Raw genomic sequence first — 20,471 nt, 5'->3', positions numbered from 1 at the left:
CGTCAAGCCACCGGGGCTCTTGCTCAGTCACGACACCAGGCTAGGCCGCACATCTCCGTTCACGGACGATCCACACGCATGTCTGGTGCGCGTCAGCTCCGGAAGGCAAACTCCCTCGCCGTAGTGCGCCCTCCTACCGGGGCGCCGTCAGGGGAGGAACGCACTTATGACCTCGTTCAGGCGGACCACGGCCGCACTGGCGCTCAGCGCCGTCGCCGGGCTGGCCGTCACCGTCGCGCAAACCCCGGCACAGGCCGACGACAGGCCGTTGCGCACGGTCGACGTCCGGCTGATCGGCATCAACGACCTGCACGGCAACATCGAGCCGCCGTCCGGCTCGTCGGGGCGGGTCACGCTGTCCGACGGCACCCAGGTGGAGGCGGGCGGCGCGGCTTACAACGCCACGCACATCAAGAACCTCCAGGCGCAGGTGCGCAACTCCGTCATCGTCGGCCAGGGCGACCTGATCGGGGCGTCGCCGATCGTGTCCGCGCTGTTCCACGACGAGCCGACGGTCGAGATCCTGAACCGGGTCGGCATGGACACCACCGCCGCCGGCAACCACGAGTTCGACGAGGGCTACCAGGAGCTCCTCCGCATGCAGCGGGGTGGCTGCCACCCCGCCGACGGGTGCCAGTTCCGCGAGTCCTACGACGGCGCGAAGTTCCCGATCCTCGGCGCCAACGTGACGCTGGCGGAGAACGGCCTGCCCGCGCTGCCGCCGTTCTGGGTGGAGTTCCGCGACGGCGTCCCGATCGGCTTCATCGGCATGCCGCTCAAGGACGTGCCCATCCTGGTGGACCCGAACGGCATCAAGGAGCTGCGGTTCGGCGAGGAGATCGCGGCGGCGAACCGGTACGCCGACCTGCTGAACTGGCTGGGCGTCAAGTCCATCGTGCTGCTGGTCCACCAGGGCGACAACACCTCCGGCGGCGGCCCCGACGACTGCCGCACGGTGTCCGGCGGCCCCGGCCGGACCATCGCCGAGCAGGTGTCGCCGAAGATCGACGCCGTGTTCTCCGGCCACAGCCACCAGCACTACAACTGCACGGTCACCGACCCGGCCGGCAACCCGCGCCCGTTCATCGAGGGCCTGGCGTTCGGCCGCGAGCTGTCCGTGGTGGACCTGAAGATCGACCGGCGGACCCGCGAGGTGATCCGGTCGGCGACCGTGGCGAAGAACCACGTCGTGACCCGGAACGTCACGCCCGACCCGGCCATCCAGTCCGTGATCGACCTGGCGAAGTCCAAGTCGGGCCCGATCGCGAACCGCCCGGTGGGCTCCATCGCGTCGGACATCCCGCGCGCGCAGAACAGCGCGGGCGAGTCCGCGCTGGGCAACCTGATCGCCGACTCCCAGCTCGCCGCCACGACGGGCAACGGCGCGGTCCTCGCGCTGATGAACCCCGGCGGCGTGCGGGCCGACCTCACCCACGCGTCCTCGCCGGCCGGCGAGGGCAACGGGGTGGTGACCTACGGCGAGGCGTTCACCGTGCAGCCGTTCGGCAACATCCTCCAGACGGTCACGCTGACCGGCGCGCAGCTCAAGGCGGCGCTGGAGCAGCAGTGGCAGGTCGTGAACGGCGCGCCGCGGCAGATCATCCTCCAGCCGAGCGCGGGCCTGACCTACACGTGGTCGGCGTCCGCCGCGATCGGCTCGAAGGTCTCCGACATCGTGCTGAACGGGACGCCGCTCGACCCGGCCGCGAGCTACCGCGTGACGATCAACTCGTTCCTCCAGGGCGGCGGTGACGGCTTCAGCGTCTTCACCGACGGCACGGACATCACCGGCGGCGGCATCGACCTGGACGCCTTCACCGGCTACCTGACCGCGCACCCGAACACCGCGCCGCCGGCGTTGGGCCGCATCACGACCGTGGCGTGACGACACGCGCGGTGAGCGGGTCGCCCGGCCCGCTCACCGCGCGCGACGACCGTCCCACCGGGCCGGATGAACGGTATTTCACCAGTTCAGGGATGCCCGGGACGGTTGAATAACGGGCCGATCAAGCGCATCCTCGAAGGTGGACCTGCCGGCGGGGCAACCCGAGCTGAAACCCTCGACCGGCACGCCCGGAAGGGGTAGGTGGTGCGGTGCAGAGAAATCCTCGCTGTGATGATCCGCGTTCGGCCGCGACCCCGCGGGCGGGATGGAACAGATCGTCCCGGTCGCGACCGTGAGCGGTTCCACCCGAGGTTTCGAGCGCGCGGCGCTTCCGGCGTGATCGACGCGCTTGCCGCGCTTGACGCTGTTTGACCCCGGAGTTCTCAGGCGTCGTCTCGCACGGCGACGCCGGCCGAGGTCCACGCCAACCTCGTGGCGAACCGGATCAGTCACTTCCACAAGGGAAAGAAACCCAGGTGCGGCACCCTTGACGTCGGGTTCCGCACCTGGGCCTCTGCGCGGGTGCGGCACCCGACTCCGGACTCCGGACCCAGGCCTCCGCGCGACTGCGGAACCGCGCCCGACGCGCATCGCCGATGACGTCCGCGGGTACCCCGTGCCAGCTATCGTGGTGCCGCCTTTGTGGGGGCCCTTGGTTGGAGGACACGCGGTGCAGTTCAACGAGGACGCCGAACTCGACACATCCCAGGTCTCCGACCTCCGCGGCGTGGGCGGGCGGGTGGCCCTGGGCGGTGGCGGCCTGGGGATCGTCGGCCTGATCATCTACTTCGTGCTCTCCCAGCTCGGCGGCGGCGGCCAGCTACCGTCCGGCTCCGGCTTCCAGGACGTGGGCCGCGACCAGCAGGTCGGCTCGGAGGCGATCAAGGAGAAGTGCCGGACCGGCGCCGACGCGAACCGCAACGCGGACTGCCGCGCGGTGGCCTTCATCAACTCGATCCAGGGCTACTGGACCGACCAGTTCGCCCGCTCGGGCCGCACCTACCAGCCCGCCCAGACGAACTTCTTCGCCGGCGGCGTCCAGACCCGGTGCGGCAACGCCACCTCCGCGGTCGGCCCGTTCTACTGCCCGGCGGACGCGCAGGTGTACATCGACCTGAACTTCTTCCAGGAGCTGCGGCAGAAGTTCGGCGCGACCGGCGGCCCGTTCGTCGAGGGCTACGTGCTGTCCCACGAGTACGGCCACCACATCCAGAACCTGCTGGGCACGTCCGACCGGGTGCGCACGCGCAGCGGCCCCAAGTCCGACTCGGTGCGTCTCGAACTGCAGGCCGACTGCTACGCGGGGGCCTGGGCGAACCACGCGACGACCATCCCGACGGCCTCCGGCAAGCCCCTGATCACCGGCGTGACGCAGGACGACATCGCGGCGGCGCTGGACGCGGCGGCCCGGATCGGCGACGACTTCATCCAGAAGGAGCTGGGCGGCGGGCGCATCGACACCACCCAGTTCACCCACGGCTCGTCGGCCCAGCGCCAGAAGTGGTACACCCTCGGCTTCGACACGGGCGACCCGGCCCGCTGCAACACTTTCGACACCGACAACCTGGGCTGAGGAACCGGAGCCGCGAGGTCGGGCAGCGAGGAGGGGCCGGTCCGCTCAGGACCGACCCCTCCGTCACCCGAACCGCTTACCGGACCGACCGCCTACGCCACCGCGTCGTGCGAGTGGTCGTGGTCCTCGATGTGCAGCGTCCGGACCTCCGCCGACCGCACGGCAGCCCGCGAAGACCGGGCCGGCACACCGTTCACGTCCTCGGTGCTGACCGCGTAGGACGCCGTGACCCAGGCCAGCGCGTCCGAGTTCCGGTCCAACGCCCGACGGTCCACGTTCCCGAGGTTGTCCCCCACACCGTGGTAGTTCGGGTCGTAGGCGATGCCCGCCGTGCCGCCCCACTTCGCCACCTGCTCGGGCGTCTTGAGCACCTCGGCCCCGGTGAACAGGCCGCCCGCCGGGATTCCCTGGCGGATGAACTCGCCGTAGTCCGACCGCCCGGTGAAGTCGGTCCCCTCGACGGGAATCCGCTTCTCCAGGGTCAGGTAGTCGACGAACGACTTCTCGATCTGCGCCGAACCGTACGGTCCCGCGCCGGCCCCGACACCGTCGGAGTTGTCGCCGTCGTACACGAAGTAGCCGGCGTTCGGCGAGCCGATCATGTCGAAGTTCAGGTACAGCGCGATGTCGAGCTGCTGCTCGAACGTCAGCGACCGGACGTAGGCGGTGGACCCGAGGAGGTTCAGCTCCTCCGCGCCCCACCACCCGAACCGGACCGCGTTGTTGACCTTCGGCGACCCGCCGAGCTGGAGGGCCGTCTCCAGCAGCCCGGCCGACCCGGTGCCGTTGTCGTTGATGCCGGCGCCCGCCGGGACGCTGTCCAGGTGCGCCCCGCCGAACACGACGTTGTCCTTGCGGCCGGTCCTGGTCTGCGCGATGACGTTGCGCGACACGCGGTCCTCCTGGTGGAACCGCAGCTCCACCGTGACCGCCTGGCCGGCCTGCCCGAACAGCGCGGTGCCGTCGGCCTGCGACACGCCGCCGGTCGGGACGAGGCCCGCCGAGCCGAGCGTCACGCCGGACAGCGGGCCCGCCGTGTTGTTCGCGACGATCACCGCGATCGCGCCGGCCGCGGCGGCGTTCCGGTGCTTGATGTCGAACGTGCACCCGCCGCGCCGGATCAGCGCGATCGCGCCGGCGAAGGCCTGGCCTGCGAAGTCGGACGCCTCGCAGCCGGGCGTCGCGTCCTCGGGCACCGCGCGCAGCGTGCCGGTGACACCGCCGACCGGGGTCTGCGGGGAGAACGTCATCGGGATGTTCTCGTACGTCGTCGCACCGACCTTCGCGACCGCCGCGTCGGTGACCTGCACCTGGTAGGTGAACTCCGGGGTGCTGACGTCGAAGCCGGCACCGCGCAGCCTGCCCGCCACGTACTCCACACTGGCGTCGTAGCCGGTCGTGCCCGCCGCGCGGTTGCCGCCGTTGCGGTCCGCGATCCGCTGGAAGGCGATCAGGTGGCGGTTGACCCCTTCCAGCGTGACGTTCTTGGTGAGCTTCTTGGCCAGCGCCGGGCCGTTCAGACCCGTGGGGCCGGCCTGGGCGACCGGCGCGGGAACGAGCACGAGGGACACGGACGCCGCGAGGATCGCCGCACGTCGGATCCCGGTTCTACCTGACATGATCGAGTTCCCCTTCACTCGGATGCCGAACCTTCACCTCTCGACGTGCGGAAAACAATCCGTCACTCGGCGGGTTAGCAGCCCGTGAGCATCTCCAGACACGGGGTGACGCCGGTCACGGCCAACTCCCAGTCGGGCCGGGCGAACCCGTCGCGGGTCACCAGCAGCCGGGTCTGCGTCGCCGCCTCCCCGCGCCGGACCTGGACGAACGTGCCGTCCGCCCGGTACCCGAGCTTGCGGCTGACCCCGAGCGACGCCGGGTTGTCGGCGAACGCGCTCGACCGCGCCGCCAGCGCCCCGAGGTGGTCGAACGCGAACATCAGCACCGCCGCCCGCATCTCCGTGCCGATCCCTCGGCCCTGGTGCCGCAGCCCGATCCACGACCCGGTGCCGACCTCTTTCGTCACGGCGAACGAGTCCGCGTGCAAGGTCTGCACCCCGATCACCCGGCCGTCCAGCCGCGCCAGGAAGTTCACCGTCCACCGCTCCGGCGACTGGGTCGCGCGCACCGACCAGTAGTGCTGCAACGTGTTGATCGCCAGCCGATCGCGCGGGGCGTCGGTCCACTCCACGCCGAACGGCATCCGCTCCGGCGGGTGGATGCCCGCCAGCGCCTCCTCGGCGAGTTCCAGCAGCCCGGCGTCGTCGTCCGGGCGCAACTCCAGCCGGGGCGTACGGAGCACGAGTTGCCAATAGGGCCAGGGATCCATGCCCGCTGATGGTGCCCGCGCGGCACCGGGGGTGCGACCGGATTACGGTCAGGGACCATGCACGCGATCACGATTCGTGAACCAGGCGGCCCGGACGTCCTCCAGTGGACGGAAGTTCGGGACTCCGAACCCGGTCCGGGCGAAGTGCTGCTGGACGTCGCGGCCACCGCGGTCAACCGGGCGGACCTGCTGCAACGCCAAGGCCACTACCCGCCGCCGCCCGGCGCGTCGGACGTCCTGGGCCTGGAGTGCTCCGGCACGGTCGCCGCGCTCGGCGACGGCGTGTCCGGCTGGCGGGTGGGCGACGAGGTGTGCGCCCTGCTCGCCGGCGGCGGCTACGGCTCGCGGGTCGTCGTCCCGGCCGGGCAGTTGCTGCCCGTGCCGGACGGCGTCGACCTCGTGACGGCCGCGTCGCTGCCCGAGGTGGCGTGCACGGTCTGGTCGAACGTCGTCATGCTCGCGCGCCTCACCGAAGGCGAGACGTTCCTGGTGCACGGCGGCGCGGGCGGTATCGGCACGCACGCCATCCAGGTCGCCAAGGCCCTCGGGGCACGCGTCGCCGTCACGGCGGGCTCCGACGAGCGCCTCGCGCGCTGCCGTGAGCTGGGCGCGGACATCACGGTGAACTACCGGACGCAGGACTTCGTCGCCGAGGTGGGCAAGGCGGACGTCGTGCTGGACAACATGGGCGCGGCCTACCTGGACCGCAACGTGGACGTGCTGAACCACGACGGCCGCTTGGTGATCATCGGCATGCAGGGCGGCGTGAAGGGCGAGCTGAACATCGGCAAGCTGCTGTTCAAGCGCGCGAGCGTCACCGGCACCGGCCTCCGCTCCCGACCGGTCGACGGGCCGCACGGCAAGGCCCGGATCGTGCGCGACGTCCGCGACCGCCTGTGGCCGCTGGTGGCGTCGGGGCAGGTCAAGCCGATCGTGCACGAGGTGCTGCCGATCCAGCGGGCCGCGGAGGCGCACCGGGCGCTGGAGGAGGGCAACGTGTTCGGCAAGCTCGTGCTCAAGTTCTAGACCACTCGGTCTACCACAACGCCCGGCTGCTCTGTCGGGTTGCTTTGTCGGATTGCTCTGTCGGGCTGCCGTCGGGTCGGGCGGCCGGATCGGGCTGGCGGGTCGGGCTGGCGGGTCGGGCTGGCGGGTCGGGCGGGTCGGGCGGCCGGATCGAGCTGGTCGGGTTGGCGGATCGGTTCGTCAGGTGGACGTGGTCGCGGTGGCGGTGGCCAGGAACGTGCGCGGCGTGGTGCGGAACCTCAGCGCGAACTCCTCGGCCCACCGCACCAGCACGGTCTGCTCGCCGGGTCGGTCGGCGTCGTCCACCAGCACGGCGGCCCCCGGCGCGAGCACCCCGCGGAACACCGGCAGCGCCGGGTAGCGCGCGTCGCCCAGCAGCGGCCCGTCGACCAGCAGCAGGTCGACCAGGCCGTACCGCTCGACGTACGTCGACACCTCGTCGTGCACGAGCTGCGGGTGGTACCACTGGGCGTTGCCGAGCGCCGCCGGGTGCGGTGTCAGCGGCGCGTGGACGACGCGGGCCACGTGCCCGAGGCCTTCCCGGCGTAGCTGGCTCGCGACGAAGGCGGCGGTGCGCTCGTCGTGCTCGACGGACAGCAGGTGGCCGAATCCCCGGCGGGCCAGCAGCCGTGCCAGCAGCACCGACGACGCGCCGCAGCCGCACTCCACGATGACCGTCCGCGAGCCGAGCAGCACCTCGTCCACCACGGCCGCGAGCGCCGCCGGGCGCAGTTCGTGCGCCGTGGTGGGCAGGTACTCGGACATCAGCGGGCTGAGGCGGTGCAGTGCGGCGAGGTCGGCCAGTTCACGGGACAGAGCGTCGTCCACCACACCTCCGGCTACCCCAGCTCGGCGACCGCCCGCACGAGTTCGTCCACTTCGACCGCGTTCGTGTAGTGCGCGAGGCCCACGCGGATCGCCCCGCCGACCTCGCCCACCCCCAGGACCGAGAACACGCCGTGCTGACCCGAGTCGGCGAAGGCGCAGACGCCTCGTTCGGACAGGTGCTCGACGCCATCGGTCGACTTCACGCCGGCCACCGTGAACGCCAGGGCGGGCACCCGCCGCATGGCGTCGCCGATCACCATGACGTGACGGAGCGATCGCAGTTCGTTGATGAGGTTAGCGAGGAGCCCCGCCTGGTACGCCTTGACGGACCCCAGTGACGTCAGCAGGCGCTCGCGGCGCGGGCCCGCGGCGACGTCGTCGAGGCCCGCCAGGTACTCCACGGAGGCGACCAGGCCGGCCAGCAGCGGGTAGGCGTGGGGGCCGAGTTCGAGCCGTTCGGGGCCGCGCGCGCCGGGCTCCACCGCGACCGAGGGCAGCAGGTCCAGGCGCGACGGGTCGCGGAAGACCAGCGCGCCGACCGGCGGGCCGCCCCAGGCGTTCGCGGAGACGGCGACCACGTCGGCGTCCATCGAGGCGATGTCCAGCGGCACGAACGGGGCGGCGGCGGAGGCGTCCACGACGACCAGGGCCTCCGTGCGGCGGGCGGCCTGGGCGATCTTGGCGAGGTCCGGGCGGGAGCCGACCGAGCCGGACGCGGCGGTGACCGCGACCAGCTTGCACTTGTCGGTCACCAGCTCGTCGTACTGCCAGGCGGGCAGCTCGCAGGTCTCGATGTCGACCTCGGCCCACCGGACCACGCTGCCGGTGCGCTGTGCGGCGCGCTGCCAGGGCGCGATGTTCGACGGGTGGTCGAGGCGGGAGACCACGACCTCGTCACCGAGGAACCAGCCGTCGGACAGGGCGTCGGCGAGCCGTTGGAGGAGGACGGCGGAACTCGGCCCGAGCACGACGCCCGCCGGGTCGGCCCCGAGGAGGTCCGCGACGGCCCGCCGGGCGGCGTCGACGATGGCCTCGGCGCGTTGTGAAGCGGGGAAGATGCCACCGGGCCCGGAGACCGGTGCGCGCAGCGCGGTGGAGACGGCCGTGGCCACCTGTTCGGGGACCTGCATCCCCGCCGGCGCGTCCAGATGAACCCAGCCGTCGCCGAGCGCGGGGAACAGCCCACGGACCCGGGCGACGTCGAACGCCATGCCGCACACCGTACGGAGGACGCCGGGACGGGCGACAGCAGGGGGCCAGGGGTCGCCGCTGAAGTGTGATCCGGGCACGGCGTTTTCGCGGATTCCGCGGGTGGATGAGGCTGGTGGCTCGGGGTGTGGGCAGGCACGGGCGGGTGCGGTTCGGACGGCGTTACCCGGGGCGGCGTTACTCGGGGCGGCGGCGCGGACGCCGGGGCCGCAGGTTCCGCGAGGCGGTGGTGTGACTGCCGTGCGAGTGCCAGTCGGGAGTCAGTGCCGGTCGGAAGGGTAGAGAAGCCGGTGTCGGTCGCGAGGTTTAGGCGGGCGCCGTTCTGAGCAGCCCCCGGTTTCCATCCTTCCAGGTGGGTACGACGAAGAGCGGGGATGTGCGGGTGGAAGTTCGGGTGGATGGTCCATTCAGCCGAAGACTGCCCCGCGCGGCGCTCGCCCCAGGCCTGACCCGGTTCGCGGGCGGCCACCCGATCGCGTCAGGATGGACGTATGAGCGAGGCAGCGGAGAACGAGCGGCACGTTGTCGTGGTTGGGCCGGATGGCACGCCGGTCGGGGCCGCGCGGGTGCCTGTCGGGGACGAGAACGGCCAGGACGTCACCGATCTGGTCGAGCAGCCGGCCAAGGTGATGCGGATCGGCACGATGATCAAGCAGTTGCTGGAGGAGGTGCGGGCCGCTCCGCTGGACGAGGCCAGCCGCAACCGGCTCAAGGAGATCCACAAGCGGTCCATCGACGAGTTGGAGGACGGGCTCGCCCCCGAGTTGCGGGACGAGTTGGAGCGGCTCTCGCTGCCCTTCACCGAGGAGGGCACGCCGTCCGACGCGGAGCTGCGGATCGCGCAGGCCCAGCTCGTCGGCTGGCTGGAGGGGCTGTTCCACGGCATCCAGACGGCCCTGTTCGCCCAGCAGATGGCCGCCCGCGTCCAACTGGAGCAGATGCGCGGGCGCGCGCTGCCCGCCGGGCCGTCGGGCGAGTCGGCCGACCACCCCCCGCTGCGCGGCGGGCAGTACCTGTAGTGGCGGGGCCTGTGGTGAAGGGCGCGGACGGGAGACCCGCGATCGGATAACGGCCCCTGGACAGCGGTCCGCTGGTGCTCGACCGTGTGTCGCGTCTTCCAGCGGTGCGGGTGAGAGGAGATCTCACGTGCTCGACCGAGTGCGTCACAGCCGATTGGTCGAAGAAGCGCGCGGCAAGCTGCGCGGCAAGGTGATCCGGGCGATCGAGGAGGTCGTCGCGCCCTACCACCGGGCCCACGCCGAGCAGCTCGACCGGCTCCACGACGAGGTCGCCGAGCTGCGCGAAGTGGTGCGCCACCACTCCGAACAGGCCGCCGAGGACCTCCGCCGGTTCGAGATCCGGGCCCGGCGGGACCTCGTCTTCGCCGGTGAGCGGGACGCGGCGACGGACAGCGCGCGGTTCGTGCGCGACGAGATGACCTCCGCGCCGCACTTCGAGCACCCGCACGCCACGCTGGAGCACGCGCTCTCGCTGGTCGAGCGGGACGGGATGGCGCTGGAGTTCGGGGTCTACGCGGGCACCACGCTGAAGATCATCGCCGACGCCCGCGAGCGCCGGGACGTCTACGGCTTCGACTCGTTCAAGGGTCTGCCGGAGCACTGGCGCAGCGGCTTCCCGGCCGGGATGTTCGGCGTCGACGATCTGCCCGACGTGCCCGGCGCGGAGCTGGTGGTCGGCTGGTTCGACGAGTCGCTGCCCGGGTTCCTGGAGGAGCACCCCGGTCCGGTGGCGTTCCTGCACGTCGACTGCGACCTGTACTCGTCCGCCAAGACCGTGCTCGACCTGGTCGGGCCCCGGCTGGTGGACGGCTCCGTGATCGTCTTCGACGAGTACTTCAACTTCCCCGGCTGGCGCGAGCACGAGCACCGGGCCTGGACGGAGTACGCCGAGCGGACCGGAACCGGCTTCCGTTACGAGGGATACACGCACGACCACGAACAGGTGATAGTGAAGGTCACCGGCGTGTCGGGGGCTCCCGCGACCGGAGTGACCGCACCGTGACAGCCCGGCGGCAGGAGGACCTACCTGCCGCCGGTAGTCTCAGTACTCGTGCAACCCACGAGTACGGTCGACCGACCAGCCGCTCCCCCGGCACCCGACTCACGCACATTCGCGCGCGCGTTCGGCGATGTGCGCGACGCTTGGCGCCAACGTGAGCTGTGGGGCCACCTCGGCTGGCAGGACATCAAGCAGCGCTACCGCCGGTCGGTGATCGGCCCCCTCTGGATCACCATCTCCATGGGTACCACAGCGCTCGCCCTCGGCCTGCTGTACTCGCAGCTACTCGGCCAGGAGCTGAGCACGTTCCTGCCGTACGTCACCGTCGGGTTCATCGTCTGGAACTTCATCCTCGGCGTGGTGACCGAGGGCACCGAGGTGTTCATCGCCAACGAGGGGCTGATCAAACACCTGCCCTCGCCGGTGACCGTGCACGTGCTGCGCATGGTGTGGCGTCAGGTGCTGTTCTTCGCCCACAACCTCGCGGTCTACGTGGTCGTGCTGATCGTGTTCTTCCCGGCGCTCACCGAGGAGTACCGGATGGAGGGCGACACGGTCCTGCACCCCGGCATCTCGTGGACGGTGCTGCTCGCCCTCCCCGCGTTCGTGCTGCTCGTGGTGAACGCCGTGTGGGTCGCGCTGCTGTTCGGCATCATCAGCACCCGGTTCCGGGACATCCCGCCGGTCATCCACAGCTTCATCCAGCTCGTGTTCTTCATGACGCCGATCGTGTGGCACGTGGGTGTGCTCAACAAGTTCACCGACGGCGAGGCGAGCTGGAAGATCCTGATCGCCGAGTTCAACCCGATCTACCACTTCCTGGAGATCGTGCGCGCCCCCCTGCTCGGCCAGCAGCAGGAATGGCACCACTGGGTGGTCGTGGGCTCGTTCACCGTCATCGGGTGGGCACTGGCGCTCTTGGCGCTGCGCAACTACCGTGCCCGCGTCTCCTACTGGGTCTGAGTGAGGCCGAACCTATGGTCAGCATCGACGTCTGGAACGCCTCGGTCGACTTCCCGATCTTCGACGCCAAGTCGAGGTCGCTGAAGAAGCTCGCGCTGGGCAAGGTCGGCGGCAAGATCGGCTCCGAGGGCCGCGTCCCGATCATCGAAGCGCTGCACGACATCAACATCTCGCTGCGGCACGGCGACCGGGTCGGCCTGGTCGGGCACAACGGCGCGGGCAAGTCCACGCTGCTCAGACTGCTCGCGGGCATCTACGAGCCGACCCGGGGCAGCTCCCGCATACAGGGCAAGGTGGCGCCGGTCTTCGACCTCGGCGTCGGCATGGACCCGGAGATCTCCGGCTTCGAGAACATCATGATCCGCGGCCTGTTCCTCGGCATGAGCCGCAAGGAGATGGAGAAGCGGGTCGACGACATCGCCGAGTTCACCGAGCTGGGCGACTACCTGTCGATGCCGCTGCGCACCTACTCCACCGGTATGCGGGTGCGGCTGGCGCTCGGCGTGGTGACCTCCATCGACCCGGAGATCCTGCTGCTGGACGAGGGCATCGGCGCGGTCGACGCGGCGTTCCTGGAGAAGGCCCGCGACCGGCTCAACGACCTGGTGCAGCGGTCCGGCATCCTGGTGTTCGCCAACCACTCCGACGACATGCTGGTCGAGCTGTGCAACACGGCCATCTGGATGGACGAGGGCCAGGTGAAGATGCACGGCTCGCTGCGCGAGGTGGTGAAGGCCTACAAGGGCCGCGACCCGTACGAGCACCTGAGCCCGGACACGCTGGCGCGGATCGGCTCGCTGCCGGTGCTGAGCGGGAACGGTGGCGAGTAGCCCGTGAGCGCGTTGCCGAAGGGCTCCGTGGTCGGGGTCGTGGTGACCCGCCACCGGCGCGAGCTGCTGGCCCAGTCGCTGAAGGTGCTGGCCTCCCAGACCAGGGCGCTGGACCACCTGGTGGTCGTGGACAACGGTCCGGACCAGCCCGTGGACGACCTCGTCGAGCAGTGCCCCATCCCCACGACGTACCTGGCGTCGCACCGCAACCTGGGCGGCGCGGGCGGCTTCGCGCTGGGCATGCTGCACGCCCTGTCGCTCGGCGCGGACTGGCTGTGGCTGGCCGACGACGACGGGCGGCCCGCCGACGAGACGGTGCTGGAGGTCCTGCTGGCCGAGGCGGACCGGCGGAAGCTGGCCGCGATCTCGCCCGTGGTGACCAACATCGAGCAGCCGGAGAAGCTGGCGTTCCCGCTGCGCCGCGGCCTGACCTGGAAGCGCCGCACGTCCGACCTGGGCGCGGACTTCCTGCCGGGTATCGCGTCGCTGTTCAACGGCGCGCTGTTCCGGGCGTCGACGGTGGACGTGGTGGGCGTGCCGGACTACCGGCTGTTCTTCCGCGGCGACGAGGTGGAGATCCACCGCCGGCTGGTGCGCACCGGACTGCCGTTCGGGACGTCGCTGAAGGTCGCCTACCTGCACCCGGACGGGTCGGACGAGTTCAAGCCGATGCTCGGCGGCCGGTTCCACGCGCAGGACCCGGAGAACCCGGTGAAGCGGTACTACACCTACCGCAACCGGGGCTACCTGCTGTCCCAGCCGGGGATGCGCAAGCTGGGAATGCTGGAGTTCTTCCGGTTCGGGCTGTACTTCATCGCCGTGCGGAAGGACCCGAAGGCATTCGTCGAATGGGTCAAACTGGTGCGGCAGGGCCAGCGGGAGAAGTTCTTCCGAAAGTGATGCTCCCGCTCCGCACGTCGTGGCGGCGCACTTCGACTGGAAACAGAAAAGCGGTGTGGCCCGGAATGGAGCCACACCGCTTTGTCCGTTGATCAGACCGAGTTATTTTCGAAGACCTTCCGCCAAGCCTCGACGGAGGTCAGCTCGGGCAGCGCGTCCCGGTACACCTGCTTCAAGCGAGGCCACTCCTGGCCCAAGCGCCGGTAGTTGCGCACCGCACGCGCCATGAGCTGCTTGAACTCCTTCGGGTCACGCTTGCGGAACGCCACCCCGCTGCCGTCCGCGTTGGAGACCGTCGCACTGTCCAGGTTGCCCAGCAGGAACCAGCGCGCGTTCGTCGCCGGCACGTTGATCTGCGGGCGCTTCGTGGTGGACAGCTCCGGCGCGCGCAGGTTGTGCACCAGCGCCTTCGCCGCCTCCGCCGCGATCGTCGCCGGGTTCGTCGGCGGCTTCAGCATCGCCTCCGCGCGCACCATGTCGAACGTCGGCGGCGGGAACTCGCGGGCCGAGGGCAGCACCTGGGCGTCCGAGTAGGTCTTGCGCAGCGCCTGGACCTCCGGCAGCGCCGTGCGCAGCGACTCGAACAGCTTCGACGGGCCGGCGAGGAAGTCCTCGATGGCCTTCTGCTGCACGGCCACCGTCGAGTACTCCATCGACAGCAGGTGCCGCAGCGACAGCTTCAAGCCCTGCTTGAGCAGCGTCGAGCGGATGTCGTACGGGCTGTGCAGGGCCGCCAGCACCAGCCGGTTGCGGGTGTGGAAGTAGGCCTGCCAGTCCGTCGCGTCGTTCTTGTCCGTCCACGGCATGTGCCACACCGCCGAGCCGGGCAGCGACACCGTGGGGTAGCCGGCCTCCAGCGCGCGCAGCGAGTACTCCGCGTCGTCCCACTTGATGAACAGCGGCAGCGGGTAGCCGGTGCGCTGCACCACCTCGCGCGGGAACAGGCACATCCACCAGCCGTTGTAGGTGGAGTTGATGCGCAGGTGCAGTTCCTCGGTCTCACGCAGCGACTCCTCGCCGAAGTCGTGGTCGGTGACCGCGCCCGGCGCGGGCCGCCAGTAGCCCGAGGCCAGGTCCACGACCTCGCCCATGCTGTGCAGGCGGGCGCGGGCCTGGAGGTTGAGCATGTGGCTGCCGACGATGACCGGCTGCGCCGCCGCGCGGGCGAACGCGTTGGAGCGCAGCACCGCGTCCGGCTCCAGCCGGATGTCGTCGTCCATCAGCATGATCTGGTCGACGTCGGTGTGCTCGATCGCCTCGTACAGGCCGCGCGTGAAGCCGCCCGAGCCGCCCAGGTTGTCCTGCTCGATCACTTCGAGCTTGTCGCCGAGCAGCTTGACCGCCTCGGCGTAGCCCTCGGTGTCCCGGACCTTCACCGCGCCCTGGTCCGCGACGAACACCTTCTGCACCACGTCCAGCACGACCGGGTCCTCGCCCAGCGCGCGCAGCGCGATCACGGCGTCCACCGGGCGCATGGTCGTCATGCCGATGGCGACCTTCTGCGGCGGCAGCTCCTGGTCCGTGGTCCAGGCGGCCTCGCCGATCTCCAGCGTGTGGTCGTCGGTGAACACGTCGAACCAGATCCAGCCGCCGTCCTCGAACGGCTTCAGACCGACCCGGAACTCGACGACCGTCCAGCCCTTCGGCGACCGGATCGGCCGGCCGTCCAGGTGGATCGGGTCGCCGTTCGGCTTGGACCGGTAGACGTCCAGCCGGCCCGCGCCGCGCAGCCGCATGCGCAGCACGACCTCCTCCACGACCGTCCACCGCTTCCAGTAGCTGGCCGGGAACGCGTTGAAGTAGGAGGCGAACGACACCTTCGCCGACGCCGGGACGGTCACCGAACGGCGGGACGACACGTGCGAGTGCACGTTGTCCGGCTCGTCCAGGTACAGCGGACGGACGTCCAGCGGGTCCTCGTCGCGGGGCAGGATCACCCGCTGGAGCACCTTGCTCGGGTCGATGCCGCCACTGGAGCTGTGCTCGGTCACGTGCTTTCCTCCGGCGAACCAACGGGAGCGGTTCGAGAATCGGGTGTGGGCGACCACCGTGTCGAGGTGGTGCGGCCTGGGCTATCAGGTGATACCAGCGACCATACCGCGTCGCCGGCGGTCGGCGACGCGGTGCCGGCCGGGGTGTCAGTCCAGGTTGCCGTCGAGCGGCGCGCCGTCGGTGAGGTGCGGCGCGATCTTGTTGTCGAACGCGGTGAGCGCCGATCCGATCGCCATGTGCATGTCCAGGTACTTGTAGGTGCCCAGCCGACCGCCGAACAGCACGTTGCGCTCCGCCGCCTCCCGCTTGGCCAGCTCGCGGTAGCGCTCCAGCTTGGCGCGGTCCTCGGCGGTGTTGATCGGGTAGTACGGCTCGTCGTTCTTCTCCGCGGCGCGGGAGAACTCGCGGACGATGACCGTCTTGTCGGTCGGGTAGTCGCGCTCCGGGTGGAAGTGCCGGAACTCGTGGATGCGGGTGAACGGCACGTCCGCGTCGTTGTAGTTCATCACCGGGGTGCCCTGGAAGTCGCCGGTCGGCAGGACCTCGCGCTCGAAGTCCAGCGTGCGCCAGCCCAGCCAGCCCTCGGAGTAGTCGAAGTACCGGTCGACCGGGCCGGTGTAGACGATCGGCGTGCCCGCCGGGAGGTCGTCCTTGACGTCGAAGAAGTCGGTGTTCAGCCGGACTTCGACGTTCGGGTGGTCGGCCATCTTCTCCAGCCACGCCGTGTAGCCGTCCTTGGGGAGGCCCTCGTACGTGTCGTTGAAGTACCGGTTGTCGAACGTGTAGCGGACCGGCAGCCGGCTGATGACCGCGGCCGGCAGCTCCTTCGGGTCGGTCTGCCACTGCTTCGCGGTGTAGTCGCGGACGAAGGCCTCGTACAGGGGGCGGCCGATCAGCGAGATGGCCTTCTCCTCCAGGTTCTTCGCGTCCTTCGAGTCGATCTCGGCGGCGTGCTCGGCCACCCAGGCGCGTGCCTCGTCGGGGCTGAGGTAGCGGCCGACGAACTGCGTGATGAGGCCCAAACCCATCGGGAACTGGTACGCGGTGCCGTCGTGCATGGCGAACACGCGGTGCTGGTACCCGGTGAACTCGGTGAACTGGTTGACGTAGTCCCAGACCCGCTTGTTGGACGTGTGGAACAGGTGCGCGCCGTAGCGGTGCACCTCGATCCCGGTCTCCGGCTCGGCCTCGGAGTAGGCGTTGCCACCGATGTGCTCACGGCGTTCCAGGACCAGCACGCGCTTGTCCAACTGGCTGGCGGCACGCTCGGCGACGGTCAGGCCGTAGAAGCCGGAACCGACCACGATCAGGTCATATCCTGCGAAGCTCACGGCGATTGAGCGTACGGCAGTGACCCGCCGTGACACTTCCCACCCCAGGGGACGCGGGCGGTTCCGGTTTGTCGATCAAGGACGGTGAAACGCGTTTCAGGCGCGTTCGGCCCGGTCACCCGGAGTCACGACCGGAGCCGCCAAGGGAGCGGCGGCCGGCCGCTCCAGCCGGTCCTCCGCCGCCGCCAGGCGCTTGCCCAGCTCACCGCGCGCGTCCTCCAGCTCGCAGCGCAGCAGGGCGATCTCCTCCACGGTCGTGCGCACCTCTTCCTCCAGGTGCCCGACCTCGCTGCTGAGCTGCAACACGACGAACAGCAGCACCAAGGCCGCCACCGCGAACAGGAAGTTCGCCGCGAGCTGCACGCCGGTCAGGCCGGCCAGCCACGACGGCAGTCCGGGCACCGCGCCGAGCAGCACCACGCCCAGCCCGACGAACAGCCACATCGCCGCGTACTTCTCGCGCAGCTTCCGCCGCCGCATCATCTCCACGACGATGACCAGCACCAACACGGCGAGCACGATGCTCAACAACCGCCACTCGGGCATGGTGGCCGACCTCCTAGGCGGCTTCGGGGAAGCCCTTGACGGGCTTGCGGCGCATCAGGGCCAAGATCAGCGCCATGCACGCGCGCAGCAGGTAGACCGCGGACTTGACCGGTGACGTGCTCGGCGTCCCCGCCATCCGCATCCGCATGGCCACCGGCACCTGCCGGATCTCCAGGCCCGAGCGGACGGCCATCACGAGCGATTCGAGCGTGTCGCCGAGGTACTCCGCCGGGTAGTGCTGGGCGAACAGCGCCACCGCACGGGGGCCGGCGGCCTTGAAGCCCGACGTCACGTCGGTCAGCTTCTGGCCGGACAGCCAGGACAGCACGACCGAGAACACCTTCATCGCCCACCGCCGGGGGCCGCGTGCCTTGTACTCGCCCTTGCCCGCGAACCGCGCGCCGATCACCAGGTCGGCATGCGCCAGCTCACGCAGCAGGTCGGGCACCTCGGCCGGGTTGTGCTGGCCGTCCGCGTCGACCTGCACGACGACCTGGTACCCGTGCCGCACGGCGTACCGGAAGCCGGTGCGCATGGCGCCGCCGACGCCGAGGTTCACGGCCAGCCGCGCCACCTGCGCGCCGCTCTCCCGCGCCCGTGCGGCGGTGCGGTCGGTGGAGCCGTCGTCCACCACCAGCACGCCGACCTCGGGCAGTTCGGCCATCACCTCGGCGACGATCTTGTCGATGTTGTGTTCTTCGTTCAGCGCCGGCAGAACGACCAGCACTCGACGCAGGTCGACCGAGTCAGACACGGTGAGCAGCCTAACGACTCTCGTCCGCGGTGCCTTCGGCGCGTTCCCGAAGCACCAGCCACGCCCCGACCGCGAGCCCCACGGTGGGCGCGACGACGAGCCCGAGGACCGCCCGCACGACGATCTCCCCCGGCGAGAGCCACAGCACCAGGACGCTCAGCGCGGCCACCAGCGCCCACAGCAGCAGCACCGCGTTGCCCCGTTTGCGCGCCACGAGCACGGCCGCCAGCAGCATCACCGCGCCCAGCACGATGGACGACCACACCAGCCCGGCGACGGCCCACGGCTGGACCACGTACTCCGAGCCGAAGATCAGCCGCACCGCCCACGGCCCGAGCAACGCGCCCAGCGCCGCGCCCACCGCCGCCACACCGACCGCCACGGCCGCGCCCTTGGCCAGCAATGCCCGCAGCCTGCGCCGCCCGTCCGCGTCCACGGACAGCCGCACCACCGTCGGCACGGCCATCGCCTGCACCGGGGACAGCAGCAGCAGCGGCAGCCGGGCCACCGTCAACGTCAGGAACAGCGCCGACAGCGTGTCGCCGTCGGCAGGGGTCTTGAACAGCTTCACGACCGCCGGGTAGCCGGTGAGCACGCTGGCGGTGAGCCCGGCGCTGAGCACCAGGATGAACATCCGCCGAACAATCACGCCCCACGGCTCGCGCCCGGACTTGAGGTCCAGCGTCGAACGCCCGCGCCAGGCGAACACCAGCCACGCGAACGACCCGGCCGCCACCGCGACCGTCAGCGGCACCAGCCCGGTCAGTCCGGCCAGCACGAACCCGCCCAAGAGCACGGCCCGCACCAGCGCCTCGGCCACCACCAGCGCGCTGTACGGCCTGACCCGGTGATGGCCCATCAGCAGCCCGCGCAGCCCGAACTGGAACGCGAACCCGATGGCGCCCGCCGCCGCGACCGCCGCGACCGGCCCACCAGACCCGAACAGCCGCTCGCTGACCGGCGGCAGCATCACGACCAGCCCCAGCAGCACCACGCCGACCGCGCACACCGCCACGACCTGCACCGCGCCGAACCCGGTCCGCCTACCCGCGACCTCGGCCAGCGCCGCCTGGCGGGACACCTCCTGCTCGATCGGCGCCATCGCCGACCCGGCGCCGAACACCAGGCCCCAGAACGTCAGGAAGGTCTCCGCGTCGGCGGGCGACAGCACGCGCGCGGTGACGATCAGCAGCGGATACCCGAGACCGGCCGCGACCAGCGTGGCGATGCCGACCGTGCCGAGGGACCGGCCCGCCACCGGCGCGGTGCTCACCTGCCCAGGCGCTTGCGCAGCGCCAGCGCCAAACCGCGCACCGCCCCCGCGCCGAAGCACGCGGCGAACAGCGACAGCAGCTTGACCACCGCCAGCGACTGGTCCTTCGACCCGCCGCACTTGCGCACCACCGCACCCGCCGCCACGGACCCGGCGGCGGCCAGCGCGACCGCGGCCTTCGGCTTGCGCAGCAGCAGGACGGCGCCCAGGACGCCCAGCCCGCCGGCCGCGAACGCCGCGTTGCGCACCGGTCCGGGCGAGTCGAGGTACCCGTCGACGAAGGTGCTGCCCCGGAAGTACGCGTGCTTCACGAACTTCGGCAGCGAGTCGCGGCTGTTGTACTCGGCGGCGAAGCCGGGCGCGATGAAGATCGGCCCCTGCTCGGCGATCCAGCGCAGCATCCGGGTGTCGTCGCTGGCCAGCCGCACGTCGTCGTACAGCGACGAGAACGACCCGGCGGCCTCCGCCAGGAGTTTGCGCGGCGCGAGGAACAGGCCGGTGCCCTTGGGGAACGCGTCGAAGTCCTCGGCGGTGAACGACGTCAGGCGCGGGTCGGCCACGTACCGCCGCCACCCGACGGCCACCAGGCCCTGCATGAACGCGCCGTACGGGTTGCCCGTGTTGTCCGTGTTGATGTGCCCGTTCCACACCGTGCGCTCGGGGTGCGCGACTAGCTGGTCGCGCAGGAACACCAGCGAGCCGGGCTCCAGGATCACGCGGCTGTCCAGCATCAGCACCAGCTCGCCGGACGCCTCGGTGATGCCCGCGAGCCGGGCCGCGAACCGGCCGCCGTTGGGCTGGGTGACCACCGTGACACCGGGCAGCTCGGCGAGCCGCGCCGGGGTGTCGTCGGTGCTGCCGTCGTCCACGACGACGATCTCGGCGTCCCACCGGGCGTTCTCCAGCGCGGTGCGCAGCGCGCCGACCGAGCGGCCGATCCAGTCGGGCTCGTTGAACACCGGGATGACAACGCTCAGGCTGGGGTAATCGCTCACGCGGCACAGTATCCAGCG

The 20,471-nt window shown here is 70.7% G+C and carries 18 protein-coding genes; 8 read left to right on the top strand and 10 right to left on the bottom strand.

What is annotated here, in order from left to right; translation table 11 throughout:
• Positions 1-166: 166 nt before the first annotated feature.
• Positions 167-1,885: a bifunctional metallophosphatase/5'-nucleotidase gene (locus ACQPZF_RS00890; protein ID WP_433267231.1), complete on the top strand. Its 1,719-nt coding sequence runs from the start codon at positions 167-169 to the stop codon at positions 1,883-1,885.
• 670 nt (positions 1,886-2,555) lie between these two features.
• On the top strand, positions 2,556-3,458 hold the full coding sequence (gene ypfJ, locus ACQPZF_RS00885) for a KPN_02809 family neutral zinc metallopeptidase (RefSeq protein WP_433267229.1): 903 nt from the start codon (positions 2,556-2,558) through the stop codon (positions 3,456-3,458).
• 92 nt (positions 3,459-3,550) lie between these two features.
• Here the strand turns inward: ypfJ and ACQPZF_RS00880 are convergent, their stop codons facing one another.
• Together ACQPZF_RS00880 and ACQPZF_RS00875 are read right to left on the bottom strand one after the other, a co-directional pair.
• Positions 3,551-5,077 carry a M28 family metallopeptidase gene (locus ACQPZF_RS00880; RefSeq protein ID WP_433267227.1) on the bottom strand — a complete coding sequence of 509 codons (1,527 nt, stop codon included), beginning with the start codon at positions 5,075-5,077 and terminating at the stop codon, positions 3,551-3,553.
• A gap of 74 nt (positions 5,078-5,151) precedes the next feature.
• Positions 5,152-5,787, bottom strand: a complete 636-nt coding sequence (locus ACQPZF_RS00875) for a GNAT family N-acetyltransferase (protein WP_433267225.1) — start codon at positions 5,785-5,787, stop codon at positions 5,152-5,154.
• 57 nt (positions 5,788-5,844) lie between these two features.
• Here ACQPZF_RS00875 and ACQPZF_RS00870 point away from each other — a divergent pair, with 57 nt between their 5' ends.
• Entirely contained in the window at positions 5,845-6,813 is a 969-nt protein-coding gene (locus ACQPZF_RS00870) for an NAD(P)H-quinone oxidoreductase (RefSeq protein ID WP_433267223.1), read from the top strand.
• A gap of 180 nt (positions 6,814-6,993) precedes the next feature.
• Here ACQPZF_RS00870 and ACQPZF_RS00865 read toward each other — a convergent pair whose 3' ends face one another.
• A complete protein-coding gene (locus ACQPZF_RS00865; RefSeq protein ID WP_433267221.1) occupies positions 6,994-7,641 on the bottom strand; it encodes a class I SAM-dependent methyltransferase in 648 nt (215 codons plus the stop codon).
• Positions 7,642-7,652: 11 nt separating this feature from the next.
• Positions 7,653-8,852: a cysteine desulfurase-like protein gene (locus tag ACQPZF_RS00860; protein ID WP_433267219.1), complete on the bottom strand. Its 1,200-nt coding sequence runs from the start codon at positions 8,850-8,852 to the stop codon at positions 7,653-7,655.
• Positions 8,853-9,341: 489 nt separating this feature from the next.
• On the opposite strand from ACQPZF_RS00860, the gene ACQPZF_RS00855 reads away from it, so the two are divergent.
• From ACQPZF_RS00855 to glfT1, 5 genes are all read left to right on the top strand, one after another.
• Positions 9,342-9,869 carry a bacterial proteasome activator family protein gene (locus ACQPZF_RS00855; RefSeq protein ID WP_433267217.1) on the top strand — a complete coding sequence of 176 codons (528 nt, stop codon included), beginning with the start codon at positions 9,342-9,344 and terminating at the stop codon, positions 9,867-9,869.
• Between the two features lie 127 nt (positions 9,870-9,996).
• Positions 9,997-10,872: a class I SAM-dependent methyltransferase gene (locus tag ACQPZF_RS00850; RefSeq protein ID WP_433267215.1), complete on the top strand. Its 876-nt coding sequence runs from the start codon at positions 9,997-9,999 to the stop codon at positions 10,870-10,872.
• A 48-nt stretch (positions 10,873-10,920) separates the two neighbouring features.
• The gene (wzm, locus tag ACQPZF_RS00845) at positions 10,921-11,832 is read left to right on the top strand and encodes a galactan export ABC transporter permease subunit Wzm/RfbD (RefSeq protein ID WP_433267213.1); all 912 of its coding nucleotides are present in this window, start codon (positions 10,921-10,923) and stop codon (positions 11,830-11,832) included.
• Positions 11,833-11,846: 14 nt separating this feature from the next.
• Positions 11,847-12,662: a galactan export ABC transporter ATP-binding subunit Wzt/RfbE gene (wzt, locus tag ACQPZF_RS00840; RefSeq protein ID WP_433267211.1), complete on the top strand. Its 816-nt coding sequence runs from the start codon at positions 11,847-11,849 to the stop codon at positions 12,660-12,662.
• A 3-nt stretch (positions 12,663-12,665) separates the two neighbouring features.
• Positions 12,666-13,562 (top strand): galactofuranosyltransferase GlfT1, encoded by an 897-nt coding sequence (gene glfT1 / locus ACQPZF_RS00835; protein ID WP_433267209.1) that lies wholly within the window; start codon positions 12,666-12,668, stop codon positions 13,560-13,562.
• A gap of 92 nt (positions 13,563-13,654) precedes the next feature.
• Here glfT1 and ACQPZF_RS00830 read toward each other — a convergent pair whose 3' ends face one another.
• The 6 genes from ACQPZF_RS00830 to ACQPZF_RS00805 all read right to left on the bottom strand — a co-directional run bounded on the left by ACQPZF_RS00830 (position 13,655) and on the right by ACQPZF_RS00805 (position 20,453).
• Positions 13,655-15,553 carry a glycosyltransferase gene (locus tag ACQPZF_RS00830; protein WP_433267207.1) on the bottom strand — a complete coding sequence of 633 codons (1,899 nt, stop codon included), beginning with the start codon at positions 15,551-15,553 and terminating at the stop codon, positions 13,655-13,657.
• 147 nt (positions 15,554-15,700) lie between these two features.
• Positions 15,701-16,885 carry a UDP-galactopyranose mutase gene (gene glf / locus ACQPZF_RS00825; RefSeq protein ID WP_433267205.1) on the bottom strand — a complete coding sequence of 395 codons (1,185 nt, stop codon included), beginning with the start codon at positions 16,883-16,885 and terminating at the stop codon, positions 15,701-15,703.
• A gap of 96 nt (positions 16,886-16,981) precedes the next feature.
• On the bottom strand, positions 16,982-17,431 hold the full coding sequence (locus ACQPZF_RS00820; RefSeq protein WP_433267203.1) for a DUF2304 domain-containing protein: 450 nt from the start codon (positions 17,429-17,431) through the stop codon (positions 16,982-16,984).
• 13 nt (positions 17,432-17,444) lie between these two features.
• Positions 17,445-18,185 (bottom strand): glycosyltransferase family 2 protein, encoded by a 741-nt coding sequence (locus tag ACQPZF_RS00815; protein WP_433267201.1) that lies wholly within the window; start codon positions 18,183-18,185, stop codon positions 17,445-17,447.
• A 10-nt stretch (positions 18,186-18,195) separates the two neighbouring features.
• Complete coding sequence (locus ACQPZF_RS00810) at positions 18,196-19,458, bottom strand: hypothetical protein (protein WP_433267199.1); 1,263 nt, start codon at positions 19,456-19,458, stop codon at positions 18,196-18,198.
• A complete protein-coding gene (locus ACQPZF_RS00805) occupies positions 19,455-20,453 on the bottom strand; it encodes a glycosyltransferase family 2 protein (RefSeq protein WP_433267197.1) in 999 nt (332 codons plus the stop codon). The genes ACQPZF_RS00810 and ACQPZF_RS00805 overlap by 4 nt, the downstream gene beginning before the upstream one ends.
• Positions 20,454-20,471 lie beyond the last annotated feature (18 nt).

It is taken from the genome of Actinosynnema sp. CS-041913 (genome assembly GCF_050942485.1).
In the GTDB taxonomy this organism is placed as follows: domain Bacteria; phylum Actinomycetota; class Actinomycetes; order Mycobacteriales; family Pseudonocardiaceae; genus Actinosynnema.
Note: the sequence above shows the minus strand (reverse complement) of the source record. Positions and strands in the feature narration are given on the sequence as shown.

What these genes read in the sequence shown, in the direction of transcription:
- ACQPZF_RS00890 (WP_433267231.1), top strand. Translation starts at nt 167, where the DNA reads ATGACCTCGTTCAGGCGGACCACGGCCGCACTGGCGCTCAGCGCCGTC.
- ACQPZF_RS00880 (WP_433267227.1), bottom strand. Translation starts at nt 5,077, where the DNA reads ATGTCAGGTAGAACCGGGATCCGACGTGCGGCGATCCTCGCGGCGTCC.
- ACQPZF_RS00875 (WP_433267225.1), bottom strand. Translation starts at nt 5,787, where the DNA reads ATGGATCCCTGGCCCTATTGGCAACTCGTGCTCCGTACGCCCCGGCTG.
- ACQPZF_RS00870 (WP_433267223.1), top strand. Translation starts at nt 5,845, where the DNA reads ATGCACGCGATCACGATTCGTGAACCAGGCGGCCCGGACGTCCTCCAG.
- ACQPZF_RS00860 (WP_433267219.1), bottom strand. Translation starts at nt 8,852, where the DNA reads ATGGCGTTCGACGTCGCCCGGGTCCGTGGGCTGTTCCCCGCGCTCGGC.
- ACQPZF_RS00855 (WP_433267217.1), top strand. Translation starts at nt 9,342, where the DNA reads ATGAGCGAGGCAGCGGAGAACGAGCGGCACGTTGTCGTGGTTGGGCCG.
- wzt (WP_433267211.1), top strand. Translation starts at nt 11,847, where the DNA reads ATGGTCAGCATCGACGTCTGGAACGCCTCGGTCGACTTCCCGATCTTC.
- ACQPZF_RS00820 (WP_433267203.1), bottom strand. Translation starts at nt 17,431, where the DNA reads ATGCCCGAGTGGCGGTTGTTGAGCATCGTGCTCGCCGTGTTGGTGCTG.